Origin of the sequence: Pelomonas aquatica (genome assembly GCF_026712205.1) — a bacterium.
In the GTDB taxonomy this organism is placed as follows: Bacteria; Pseudomonadota; Gammaproteobacteria; order Burkholderiales; family Burkholderiaceae_C; genus Pelomonas; species Pelomonas aquatica.
In genome coordinates, this window is record NZ_JAPPUW010000004.1 from 1 (window position 1) to 12,419 (window position 12,419).

Genomic DNA, 12,419 nt, shown 5'->3' on the forward strand with positions numbered 1-12,419 from the left:
TGAGCCGCTCGGCCAGTCGGCTGATGGTGGCCTTGTCGCTGACGATCAGACTCTTCATCCACGCCTCCGGATGTTGCGTGGATGGAAATTGTATCTAATATATTGAACGCGAATTGGTATGAGCGCGCACCGCATCAGCGCTGTGCGTGCTCCACGGCATAGCGGATCAGCTCCGCCTGGCCCTCGAGCTCCAGCTTGCGCTTGATGCTCTGCCTGTGCGCTTCCACGGTGCGCACGCTCAGGTCCAGCTCGCGGGCGATCTGCTTGCTGGAGGCGCCCTGCCCCAGCTTGGCCAGGATCTCGCTCTCGCGCGGCGTCAGCACCGGCTTCGGGGCCTGGCCGCGGAATAGCCGCCCGGACACGGCCGCGCTGAGGAAGGTGCCGCCGGCCGCCACCGCGTCGATGGCCGACACGATCTCCGTCGCCGGCGCGTCCTTCAGCACATAGCCGCGCGCGCCGGCCTGCAGCGCGCGCTGCACGTACTCGGGGTTGTCGTACATGCTGAACATCAGCAGCCGGATGGCCGGCTGAGCGGCCAGCATCTCGGCGCCCAGCGCGATGCCGTTGCCGTCCTTCAGCCCCACGTCCATCAGCACGACATCGGGCCGCGCGCTGGCCAGCAGCGCGAGCGCATCCGCGCGGCCGCCCGCTTCGCCGACCACCTCGAAGCGCGGCACCGCCTGCAGCCGCGCGACCAGGCCCTCGCGCACCATCGGGTGGTCATCGACGAGCAGGATGCGGATGGGGGTCATGCGAGGGCACGGGCGAGGTCGGTGGGGGGCCTGCTGAAGCCATGGCAATGGGTCGCGTTGTGCCCAGTCGGGCTGCGAGCAAGGCGCAAACCGCAGCCGGGTTGGGTACCCGGCGAGGATTTGCAACGCAGCGCGCGGCCTGACTGGGCACAACCCTTCGGGAAGGCCAGCAGCCAGGGGCCACTCGGCGTTGCGTCACTTGCCCGCACGCGAGTGCGGGCGGCGTGCCGCGCCTTGATTGGCCCCTGGCTGCAGGCCTTCGCGACCCATTGTCATGGCTTCAGCAGGCCCTAGTTTCACCGCGAGCCGACACCCCTGGCCCGGCGCGGTCGCCAGGCTCAGCCGCGCGCCCAGCGCGTCCGCCCGCTCGCGCATGCTGCGCAGGCCCAGGCCGCGGTCGGCCACGGCCTGGGCCGCGTCGGCGTCGAAGCCGCGGCCGTCGTCGGCCACCTCCAGCACCAGGCCGCCGCGCGGCTCGAAACGCAGCGCGACCCGCACGGCCGTGGCCCGGGCATGGCGGGCCGCGTTGTTCAGCGCCTCCTGGGCGATGCGGAACAGCGCCGTCTTGACCGCCTCGGGCAGCTCCGCCTCCTCGCCTTCGATGCCGGCCTCGAAATGCGCGCCACCGGCCGCGTCGAACTCGCCGGCCAGGTGCTGCAGTGCGGCCGGAAGGCCGAGCGTGTCCAGCAGGGCCGGCCGCAGCGCGTGGGAGATATGCCTGACCTCGGCCAGCGTGCCATTGAGCTGCTTCAGCGCCAGCGCCTGCAGCCGCCCGGCGCCCCCGGGCTCGTGCTGGGCGGACTCGATCAGCAGCTTTGTCGCCACCAGTGCCTGGCTGACGCCGTCGTGCAGCTCGCGGGCCAGGCGGGCGCGCTCGTCCTCCTGGCTCTGCACGACCTCGCGGGCCAGCGCGCGCAGCTTGGCCTCGGCGCTGCGGTGTTCGCTGAGGTTGAGGGCCAGCGCGCCGGCGCTGATCAGCGCCACGCCGAAGACCGCGACCGCGCCCACCCACAGCAGCGTCGTCGTGATGTTCTGGCGCGCGCCGCGCTCCAGCTCGGCCATGGTCGCCTCGATGCCGTCGAGGTAGAGGCCCGTGCCCAGCATCCAGTTCCACTCGGGCACGGCCACGACATAGCCCAGCTTGGGCGCGAGCAGATTGCTCGACGGCTTGCGCCACAGGTACTCGACATAGCCGCCGCCGGCCTTGGCCTTGGCGATGAGCTGCTGGATGGTGGGTCGTCCCTGCGGGTCGCGCAGCTCCCACAGGTTCTGGCCGACCAGCTCGGCCTGGCGCGAATGCATCAGCACGCGGCCCTGCAGGTCGTAGACGAAGAAATAGCCGTCGGGGCCGTAGTCCAGCGAGGACAGCAGCTGCAGCGCCCGCTGGGGCCCGCCGGGCTGGCCGAGCAGCGGCTTGAGGGTGCTGACGGCGAGGTCGACGTAATGCCTGAGCTCGGTGCGCCGCGCGTCCATATAGCTGGCCCGCACCAGGGCCTGCTCGCGCGCGGCCAGTTCGCGCTCCTGCTGGCGCACGGCGAAGGCAATGAGGGCCAGCGAGGCCAGCAGCGGCAGCAGGGCCAGCAGGAAGAGGCGCCCCCGCAGGGACAGGGACGCCCAGGACTTCATGGTCAACGGCCCAGCGTCGCCGGTGCCGGCGCCGTCTTGCGCTGGATCGGCTTCCAGCTCTCCAGCCGCTTCAGCACGTCGGCAATCGCCGCGTCGAGTTGCGTGTCCTCGCCGCGGTTGACGGCGGCCGGGTCGAGTTCGACGTCGATGTCCGGCGCCACGCCCTCGTTCTCGATGCGCCACTCGCCGTCCGGCGTGTAGAAACGGAAGAAGGGCACGGTCAGGAAGGCGCCGTCGATCAGGTTGGGGTTGACCGAGATGCCGATCAGCCCGCCCCAGGTGCGCTTGCCGATCAGCGGCCCCAGGCCCACGCGCTTGAAGGCATAGGGCATGAAGTCGCCGCCCGAGCCTGCGTCCTGGTCGATCAGCATGGCCTTGGGGCCGTAGATGGCACCCCCCGGCGTCTCGAAGACCAGGCCGTCGCGGTCCTTCCAGCCGCCGAGGTAGGCGCGGCTGAGCAGTTCGGTCACGTAGTTGGCCGCCTGGCCGCCGCCGTTGCGGCGGTCGTCGACGATCAGAGCCTGCTTGTCGACCTGCGCGAAGAACATGCGGTTGAAGTGCTCGAAGCCCTGGCCGGCGGTGTCGGGCATGTAGACGTAGGCGATGCGGCCACCGCTCTTGTCCTGCACCTTCTTGCGGTTGCCTTCGATCCAGGCCCAGCGGCGCAGCAGCGCTTCGCTCGCAATGGGCTCGACGGTGATCTCGCGGCGGCCCTTGCCGGCGGCGTCCTGCGCGACGGCGATGGCGACCTGCTTGCCGACCGTGTTCTCCAGCAGCGCGTAGAGATTGGTCTTGTCGTCCAGCTCATGGCCGCCGATGGCGAGGATGAAATCGCCCTCCTTCACGCCCAGGCCCGGCACGGCCAGCGGCGAGCGCAGGTTGGGGTTGAGGCGGTCGCCGGCATAAAGCCTGGCGATGCGATAGCGGCCCTGCTGCAGCTGGAAGTCCGCGCCCAGCAGGCCGACGGCGACCTTCGCCTCCTGGTAGACGTCGCCGCCGCCGCTGCGGTTGTGGCCCACCTGCAGCTCGGCAATCATCTGCACGAGCAGGTCGCTCAGGTCCTCGCGGCGTTGCACATGGGCGAGCTGGGGCAGGTAGCGGTCGTAGACGGCCTGCCAGTCCAGGCCGTGCAGGGCGGGGTCGTAGAAGTAGTCCTTCTCCATCCACCAGGCCTCGTCGAAGATCTGCTTCCACTCGGCGCGCGGGTCGATGCGGGCGCGCAGGCCGCTCAGGTCCAGCGCCTTGGTCTCGGCCTTGTCGTTGGCATCGCCCACCTCGAGCCCGCCGCCGGCCACGGTCAGCAGCAGCTTCTTGTGGTCCTCGCTGAGCGAGAAGTTCGCGACGCCTGTCTTCAGCATCTTGGCCTTGCGTTCCTCGAAGTCGAAGCGCCACAGCTCGGCCGTCGCGCGCTGCTCGGCCTGCGGCGGCTCGGAGCTGGCGCCGGGCTGGGGATGCTGCAGATAGAGCAGCGCGCCGTCCGCCGCGGCGAGCAGGCCGTCGTAGTTGCGCTCCGCCACCGGCAACGCGACGAGGCGTTCGGCCAGGCCGTCGAAGTCGATGCGGACGGCCTTGGGCTTGTCGTCCTTCTTGTCATCCTTCTTGCCCTCGTCCTTCTTCGCGTCGGCCTTGGCGTCGGCCTTCTTGTCGTCCTTTTTCTCTTCCTTCTTTTCGTCCTTCTTGTCGTCCTCGTCACCCGCCTTGGGCGCCAGCGGCGACTTGCCGTCCGCGACCAGCACCAGCGCATAGAGGCCGACGCGCAGCGGCCGCTCCTGCGTGGACAGGTCCAGCCCGACCTGCCTGGGGCCGGAGTTGATGGAGGCGGTCAAGAACAAGTAGTCGCCCTTGGCCGAGAACACCGGGCTGCCGGCATGCGAGAGGCCGTCGGTCACCGCATGGTTGCGGCCGGTCGTCAGGTCGTGCAGCCAGACGCGGCCGAAATAGTTTTCGCCCGAGGCCGTGTAGGCCAGCCAGCGGCTGTCCGGCGAGAAGGCGACGTCCAGCCCGCCGCGGCGCTGGTCGCTGGCGATCTTGACGAGCTGGCCGCGCTGCGCGCCTGCGGCCAGGCCGAGCTTGTAGAGGTTGAGGTGGTTGTCCTGCAGCACCAGCGTGTGGCCGTCGGGCGACCAGTCGGCCAGCGTGAAATAGCCGTCCTTGGGCAGCAGGAAGCGCTCCTTGGCGCCCAGGCCCGTCTGCGCCTGCAGCACCAGCTCGTGGCGCATGCCGGGCGCGTCGGAGATATAGGCGACGCGCTGGCCGTCGGGGCTCCACAGCGCGTCCTTCTCGCGCACGCCGGAGGTCTCGGTCAGGTTGCGCACGCTGCCGTCCTTCACCGGCACCGTGAAGACCTCGCCGCGCGCGCTGACGACGACGCGCTTGCCGGTGGCCGACAGCCGCGCCGAGGTCAGCGTCTTGCCGGCGTCCTTCCACTGCGGGCGGGCCTGGGGCGCGATGCTGGCGAGTGCGATGTCCAGCACCCGGGGCGTGCCGCCGGCGAGCTCGATCTGCTTGATGCGGCCACCCGACTCGTAGACCAGCGTCGTGCCGTTGGCGTCCACGCTGCGCACGTCCCACTGGGTCTCGTGAGTCAGCTGGCGCAATTGCCTGCTCGCCGGGTTGAAGGCGAAGAGATTGGCCGCGCCGTCGGCCCGGTCGGAGATGAAGACGACCTCGCCGCCGGCCCAGACCGGCGCCGAGTCGCTGGCGTTGACGTGGGGGATCTGCTCCCAGGCCTGGCTGGCCATGTCCATGATCCAGACCGGCGGCGTCGTGCCGCCGCGGCTCTGGCGCCAGCCGCTGGCGCCGGCATTGGCGGCGTTGTAGGGCCGGTAGGCCAGCCGCTTGCCGTCCGCCGACCAGGCGCCCTCGTAGGCCACGGCCTTCATGACCTGGCGCTCGTAGCCGCCGTCCACGCTGACCTCGTAGAGCTGGTTGCTGCGGTTGTTCAGCACCTCGCGCGGCGACGCGAACAGCACCCGCTTGCCATCCGGGCTCCAGCCGCTGACGACGTCGGCGCTGGGGTGCCAGGTCAGGCGCCTGGGCTGACCGCCGTCCAGGCCGATGACGTAGACATCGGTGTTGCCGTCATAGCTGGCCGAGAAGGCGATGCGCTGGCCGTCCGGCGAGAAGCGCGGCGCGAACTCGGATGCGGCGTGGCTGGTCAGGCGCCGCGCGTTACCGCCGTTGCGGTCGGCCAGCCACAGGTCGCCGGCGTAGACGAAGGCCAGGTGGTTCTTCGAGATGGCGGGCTGGCGCAGCATCAGCGTCGGCTCGGCAGCCTGGGCCAGGCCCAGCGTGGCCAGCAGCGCGGCCGCGGCGATGACGGTACGGGAATTGAGCATCGAGGTCTCCAGGGTTTGGATGACGTTGTCCGCGCCAGCCGGTCGCCAGCGCAAAACCTCGGACTCTAGGGCCAGCCGCAGGGCCCGCCGAAAGTCAGTTCGGCTGGCGCTTGAGCTTGCCGCGCAGGCTGCCACCGATGACGAGCAGACCGGGGATGAAGATCATGGCCCAGATGATCTTGTCAAGGTGCTGCTTGACCCAGGGCACGTTGCCGAACAGATAGCCGATGGTCGTCACACCGCAGACCCACAGCGCGCCGCCGCCCACATCGTAGAGCGTGAACTTGCGCCGCGTCATCTGCGCCACGCCGGCCACGAAGGGCGCGAAGGTGCGCAGGAAGGGCATGAAGCGCGCCGCGACGATGGTGATGCCGCCGTACTTCTCGTAGAACTCGTGCGCCTTCATGAAGGCTGCCTTGTTGAAGAAGCGCGACTGCTCCCACTGGAAGACGCGTGGTCCGAAATGACGGCCGATGGTGTAGTTGCTCTGGTTGCCGAGGATGGCTGCCAGCGTCAGCAGACCCATGGACGCCCACAGGTCCATCAGGCCCAGGCCGCACATGGCACCGACGACGAAGAGCAGCGAGTCACCCGGCAGGAAGGGCATGACCACGACGCCCGTCTCCACGAAGATGATCAGGAACAGCAGGGCATAGACCCAGACGCCGTAGGTCAGGACGAAGTCCTTGAGGTGCACGTCGACGTGCAGGATGAAGTCGAGGAGGAAGTGCAGCAGATCCATGGGGCGCGCATTATCCCGATGGCTTCGTGACGCCTGCCCCGCCGCGATAATCCCGCGGATGGAGTTGTCCCTGCCCGAAGTCCCCGCCCCCCGCCTCATCCGCGAGCTGCCCGACGAGCTGATCAGCCAGATCGCCGCCGGCGAGGTCGTCGAGCGCCCGGCCTCGGTCGTGCGCGAGCTGGTGGACAACGCGCTGGACGCCGGCGCGAAGAACATCCAGGTCAAGCTGATGGCCGGCGGCGTGCGCGCCATCGTCGTCGAGGACGACGGCTGCGGCATCCCGGTGGCCCAGCTGCCGCTGGCCCTCAAGCGCCACGCGACCAGCAAGATCGCCAACCTGCACGACCTCGAATCGGTCGCGACCATGGGCTTTCGCGGTGAGGCGCTGGCCGCCATCTCGTCGGTGTCGGACATGGCCATCGCCAGCCGCACGGCCGCCGACGCCCATGCCCACCGGCTGGACGCGCGCAGCGGCGAGCTGCAGCCGGCCGCCCGCGCGCGCGGCACCAGCATCGAGGTGCGCGAGCTGTTCTTCTCGACGCCCGCCCGCCGCAAGTTCCTGAAGACCGATGCGACCGAACTGGCCCATTGCGTGGAGGCCGTGCGCCGCCACGCGCTGGCGCGGCCCGACGTCGGCTTCGCGATCTGGCATGAGGGCAAGCTCGTCGACCAGTGGCGGGCCGCGTCCAGCGAGCAGCGCATCGCCGACGTGCTCGGCGAGGACTTCGTCGCCGAGAGCCGCGCCTTCGAGCACAGCGCCGGGCCACTCGCGCTGACCGGCCGCGCCGGCCTGCCCGAGGCCGCCCGCTCGCGGGCCGACCAGCAATACGTCTGGGTCAACGGCCGCCATGTGCGCGACAAGCTCATCAGCCACGCCATCCGCTCGGCCTACGAAGACGTGCTGCACGGCCAGCGCCAGCCCAGCTATGTGCTCTTCATCGAGATCGCACCCGAGCTGGTGGACGTGAACGTGCACCCGACCAAGATCGAGGTGCGCTTCCGTGACGGCCGCGCCATCCACCAGAGCGTGCGCCGCGCCTTCATCGACGCGCTGGCCCAGTCGCGCAGCGCCGAGGCCGCCGGCATCGAGTCCGCGATGGCGCCGCTGGCCTTCGAGCCGACCACGGCGGCCACGCTCTACGTCGCCGAGCCGCGCTCCACCTACCAGGCCTTCACGCCGCCGGTGCCGCCCACGGCCGAGCAGGTGCGGCTGTCGCTGGCCCAGCACGAGGCGCTGTGGGAGCCGGCCAAGCCGGTCGTGTCCACCTCGCTGCCGGACCCGACACCCGCACCCAGGCAGCCCCTCTCCGAGCTGCCGGCAAAGGACGACTGGCCGCTGGGCCGGGCCATCGCGCAGATCCAGGGCGTCTACATCCTGGCCGAGAACCGGCAGGGCCTGGTCATCGTCGACATGCATGCGGCCCACGAGCGCGTCGTCTACGAGCGGCTCAAGGCCAGGCTGGGCTCGACGACCATCGAGAGCCAGCCGCTGCTGATCCCGGTCAGCTTCGCGGCCACGGCCGAGGAAGTCGCCGCGGCCGAGCAGCATGCCGACACGCTGGCCAGGCTGGGCCTGGACGTATCCCCGCTGTCCACCCGCACGCTGGCCGTGCGCTCGCGGCCGGCCCTGCTGGCCGCGAGCGACCTCGTCGCGCTGACGCGCGAGCTGCTGGCCGAGATGGCCCAGTTCGACGCCAGCTCGGTGCTGGAGCGCGCCCAGCACGAGATCCTGGCCACGATGGCCTGCCACGGCGCCGTGCGCGCCAATCGCCAGCTCACCGTCGACGAGATGAACGCGCTGCTGCGCGACATGGAAGCCACCGAGCGCGCCGACCAGTGCAACCACGGCCGCCCCACCTGGCGCCAGCTCGACATGCGCGAGCTGGACGCGCTGTTCCTGCGGGGCCGTTGAGGAGGGCCGCATGCCTGACACTCTCTCCCGCCGGCAATTCATGGCCGCCTCGGCCGCCGCCGCCGCCGCTGGCCTGGCCCAGGCCGCCGGGCCCGGCCCCCTGCGCATCTATGGCGTCGAGCTGCCGCCCCTCATCATGGCCACGCCCTATGGCGTGACGGGCATCGTCACCGAGATCACGCTGCGCGCCTGCCGCCGTGCCGGCCTGGACGCCGAGGTCGAGGTCGTGCCCTGGGCGCGCGGCGTCAATGCGCTGAAGAGCGGCCAGTGCGACGGCCTGATCCCGACCATCCGCTCCGCGGAGCGCGAGGCGCTGTTCGATTTCCCGGGCGAGCCGGTCTACCGCTCCGACATGTCGCTGTTCGGCCGCGCCGACCGGCTGCCGGCCTTCAGCGGCCAGCTCGGCGAGCTGGCGGAGCGACGCTTCGTGCGGCTGCGCGGCGCGCTGTTCGCGCCCGAGTTCGACGAGGCCGTGCGCGAAGGCCGGCTGCACTGCGAGGAGGCCAACAGCTTCTCCGCGGCGCTGCGCATGGTCGATGCGGGCCGCGTGGACTTTGCCGCCGTGCCGCGGCTGGCCGGCCTGCAGATCGTCGCCAGCGAGGGCCTGTCGGGCCGCGTGGCGGCGCTGTCGCCGCCGCTGTACCGGCAGCCCTTCTACGTCGCGCTGGCCCGCAAGCCCGGCCTGGCGGACGTGCGGCGGCGCCTGGACGAACAGCTCGCCCGCATGTGGCGCGACGGCAGCATCGCCGCCGTCGAAGACGAATACCGGCGCCGCAACTGGCTGCCGCCCGGCCCGGCCAAGGCCGGCTGACCCCATCCTCCACACCACCCAGCCCCGAAAGCGCGATGAGCACGCTCAAGCTGAACAAGAAGAAGTCGCCCGCGGCGCCCGGCGGCGAACGCCGCGCGCCGCTGCGCGGCAAGGGCGTGTCCAAGCCACGCCCCACGCTGGCCAAGGTCCAGGCCGAGCGCGCCGAACGCCAGGAACAGTTCGAGAAGAAGGCCCAGCAGCGCGCCGAGCGACCGGCGCCATCGCGCGACGAACGCCCGCCCCGCCCCAAGACCGGCAGCGCCTTCAAGCCCGAGCGGCCGGCGCAGCCCCGCGGCGACGCACCACCGCGCGCCGAACGCGGCCCGCGCGCACGGCCGGACGAACGCCCCGCGGAGGCCCGGCCACCCCGCGTCGACCAGCGCCGCGTGTCCAACCGCGGCCCCGGCTTCGAACCGCCGCAGCGCCCGCAACGCCGCAACAACCCGGCCCGCGAGGTCGACCCCGAGGCCGGCGAGCGCCTGTCCAAGCGCATGAGCGAGCTCAAGCTCGCGTCGCGCCGCGAGGCCGACGAATGGATCGCCGCCGGCTGGGTGCGCGTCGACGGCAAGGTCGCCGTGCTGGGCCAGCGCGTCGTCGGCGACGTGCAGATAGCCATCGACCCCGCCGCCCGCCAGGCCCAGTCCCAGCTCGTGACCGTGCTGCTGCACAAGCCCATCGGCTATGTCTCCGGCCAGGCCGAGGACGGCTACGAGCCCGCCGTCGTGCTGTTCCAACCCGAGAACCGCTGGAAGGACGACCCCTCCGGCATCAAGCCCCACCCCAACCACCACCGCCACCTCGCGCCCGCCGGCCGGCTGGACATCGACTCCACCGGCCTGCTCGTGCTGACGCAGGACGGCCGCGTCGCCAAGGCGCTGATCGGCGACGACTCCGACATCGAGAAGGAATACCTCGTCCGCGTCGAATTCGTCGCGCACGAGCTGCCCGAGGGCACGCTGCCCAATGCGGCGCTGGCGCCCGACAAGCTGGCCTTGCTGAACCACGGCCTGGAGCTGGACGGCGAGGCACTCAAGCCCGCCAAGGTCAGCTGGCAGAACGAGCAGCAGCTGCGCTTTGTTTTGCGCGAGGGCAAGAAGCGCCAGATCCGCCGCATGTGCGAGCTGGTCGGCCTCAAGGTCGTCGGCCTGAAGCGCGTGCGCATCGGCCGCATCCCGCTGGGCCATCTGCCGGTCGGGCAGTGGCGCTACCTGGCGCCATGGGAACGCTTCTGAACCCGATCTGCCTCGCAGGGCCTACCGGCTGCGGCAAGACGGCGGCGGCCCTGACCATTGCCGAGGTGCTGCCCGCCGAGATCATCAGCGTCGACTCGGCGCTGGTCTACCGCGGCATGGACGTCGGCACCGCCAAGCCCACGGCGGCCGAGCAGGCGGCGGTGCCGCATCACCTGATCGACATCCTCGACCCGCTGGAAAGCTATTCGGCCGCCGAGTTCGTGCGCGACGCCAAGCGCCTGGCCGCCGAGATCGCCGCGCGCGGCCGGCTGCCGCTGCTGGTGGGCGGCACGATGCTCTACTTCAAGGCGCTGTTCGACGGCCTCTCGGCCCTGCCCCAGGCCGACGCCGAACTGCGCGCCGCCATCGACGCCGAGGCGCTGGAGCGCGGCTGGCCGGTGCTGCACGCCGAACTGGCGCGGCTGGACCCCGAGACCGGCGCCCGGCTGGCGCCCAACGACAGCCAGCGCATCCAGCGCGCGCTGGAAGTCATCCGCCTGACCGGCCAGCCCTTGAGCGCGCTGCATGCCGCGTCGCGCGACGAGGGTGTGGACTGGCCGCTGTTCTCGCTCGAACCGACGGACCGCACCTGGCTGCACGAGCGCCTGGCGCAGCGCTTCGATGCGATGTTCGAACAAGGCCTCGTCGATGAGGTCAAGGCGTTGCGCGCGCGGGGCGACCTGAGCCTCGCGCTGCCGTCGATGCGCTGCGTCGGCTACCGCCAGGTCTGGGAGGCGCTGGACGCCAACGACTTCTCGGACCTGCGCGAACGCGGCATCGCGGCGACGCGCCAGTTGGCCAAGCGGCAGCTGACCTGGCTGCGTGGCATGCCCAGGCGCCGCGTCATCGCCTGCGATGGGCCGCAGCCGATTCCCGAGTTGCTGGCGGGCTTGCAGAGGTTGCTGGACGCATGACCGTTCTCCGCGCCCGCGGGCTCGCAAAGAGCTATGCCGACACGCCGGTTTTCACCGGCATTGACCTGGACCTGGCGCCCGGCGAGATCGTCGCGCTGCTCGGCGAGTCCGGCAGCGGCAAGTCGACGCTGCTGAACTGCCTGGCCGGGCTGGACGAGGCCGATGCCGGCTCGATCACGCTGGCGGGCCAGGACCTGCGGGCGCTGGACGACGAGGCGCGGTCCGCGCTGCGGCGCCAGGCGCTCGGCTTCATCTTCCAGGCCTTCCACCTGCTGCCGCATCTGAGCGTGGCGGACAACGTGGCGCTGCCCTTGCGGCTGTTGGGGCTGAAGGATGACGGCCGCGTGGCGCGGATGCTGGAGGCGGTGAACCTCGGCGCGCTGGCGCCGCGCATGCCGCGGCAGCTGTCGGGCGGGCAGTTGCAGCGCGTCGCGATTGCGCGGGCGCTGGTGCACCGGCCGCGGCTGGTGCTGGCGGATGAGCCGACCGGCAATCTGGATGCAAGGCATGCGGCCGAGGTGCTGGAATTGCTGAGGCAGTGCACGCATGAGGCGGGGGCGGCGTGTTTGCTGGTCACGCACTCGGAGGTGGCGGCGCAGGCGGCGGATCGGCGGCTGCGGCTGGATGCCGCTGGGTTGCATGCTGCGTGATGCTGTTTTTTTGGCAAGGCCCAGCGGGGAGTTCGCCCCCGCGGGCGACCTACTTTCTTGTGTCGACAAGAAAGTAGGCAAAGAAACGACCCCTGCAAAACCGCCCCTTCGGGGTTCCCTGCGATGCTCGAAGCCCGGGGCCCGCGCAAAACTCCCTTCGCTACGCTCCGGTCAAACAGTTGCGCGGAGTCAGATGTTGATGCGTGCTGCGCACGCGCCCCGGTCTTCTGCGCTTCTCGGCGGTTTAGAAGGGGAGACCCAAAACAGCCAACAGCCAAGCCCGAAAGCCGGATGGCGCCGGCTGTTCCTTCACCCCCCCTTTGAGCCCGCCGAGGAACGGAAAGCCTTGAGGCCGCGCGCGCAGCGAGCTTCAAGCTCTGACTTCGCGCAGTTGTCTGAGCGCAGCGTAGCGAAGCGAGTTATGCGCGAGGCCTCAAGGCTT

At 70.7% G+C, this 12,419-nt stretch carries 9 protein-coding genes; 5 read left to right on the plus strand and 4 right to left on the minus strand.

Annotation, left to right across the window (positions count from 1 at the left end; translation table 11 throughout):
- Positions 1 to 134: 134 nt before the first annotated feature.
- The 4 genes from NYP07_RS05015 to NYP07_RS05030 form a co-directional block, all read right to left on the minus strand.
- The gene (locus NYP07_RS05015) at positions 135 to 752 is read right to left on the minus strand and encodes a response regulator (RefSeq protein ID WP_268148079.1); all 618 of its coding nucleotides are present in this window, start codon (positions 750 to 752) and stop codon (positions 135 to 137) included.
- A gap of 195 nt (positions 753 to 947) precedes the next feature.
- Positions 948 to 2,360 (minus strand): cache domain-containing protein, encoded by a 1,413-nt coding sequence (locus tag NYP07_RS05020; RefSeq protein WP_378989630.1) that lies wholly within the window; start codon positions 2,358 to 2,360, stop codon positions 948 to 950.
- 20 nt (positions 2,361 to 2,380) lie between these two features.
- Positions 2,381 to 5,716: a S41 family peptidase gene (locus tag NYP07_RS05025; RefSeq protein WP_268148083.1), complete on the minus strand. Its 3,336-nt coding sequence runs from the start codon at positions 5,714 to 5,716 to the stop codon at positions 2,381 to 2,383.
- Positions 5,717 to 5,810: 94 nt separating this feature from the next.
- Positions 5,811 to 6,458, minus strand: coding sequence for a DedA family protein (locus tag NYP07_RS05030; protein WP_268148085.1), 648 nt, complete (start codon positions 6,456 to 6,458; stop codon positions 5,811 to 5,813).
- A 58-nt stretch (positions 6,459 to 6,516) separates the two neighbouring features.
- Between NYP07_RS05030 and mutL the strand changes: the two genes are divergently transcribed.
- The 5 genes from mutL to NYP07_RS05055 are packed head-to-tail and all read left to right on the plus strand — an operon-like array spanning position 6,517 to position 11,977.
- Complete coding sequence (mutL, locus tag NYP07_RS05035) at positions 6,517 to 8,370, plus strand: DNA mismatch repair endonuclease MutL (RefSeq protein ID WP_268148087.1); 1,854 nt, start codon at positions 6,517 to 6,519, stop codon at positions 8,368 to 8,370.
- A gap of 10 nt (positions 8,371 to 8,380) precedes the next feature.
- Positions 8,381 to 9,181, plus strand: coding sequence for a substrate-binding periplasmic protein (locus tag NYP07_RS05040; RefSeq protein ID WP_268148089.1), 801 nt, complete (start codon positions 8,381 to 8,383; stop codon positions 9,179 to 9,181).
- 35 nt (positions 9,182 to 9,216) lie between these two features.
- Positions 9,217 to 10,413: a pseudouridine synthase gene (locus NYP07_RS05045; protein ID WP_268148091.1), complete on the plus strand. Its 1,197-nt coding sequence runs from the start codon at positions 9,217 to 9,219 to the stop codon at positions 10,411 to 10,413.
- Positions 10,398 to 11,327: a tRNA (adenosine(37)-N6)-dimethylallyltransferase MiaA gene (gene miaA / locus NYP07_RS05050; RefSeq protein ID WP_268148093.1), complete on the plus strand. Its 930-nt coding sequence runs from the start codon at positions 10,398 to 10,400 to the stop codon at positions 11,325 to 11,327. Before NYP07_RS05045 ends, miaA begins: the two co-directional genes overlap by 16 nt.
- On the plus strand, positions 11,324 to 11,977 hold the full coding sequence (locus NYP07_RS05055) for an ABC transporter ATP-binding protein (protein WP_268148095.1): 654 nt from the start codon (positions 11,324 to 11,326) through the stop codon (positions 11,975 to 11,977). Before miaA ends, NYP07_RS05055 begins: the two co-directional genes overlap by 4 nt.
- Positions 11,978 to 12,419 lie beyond the last annotated feature (442 nt).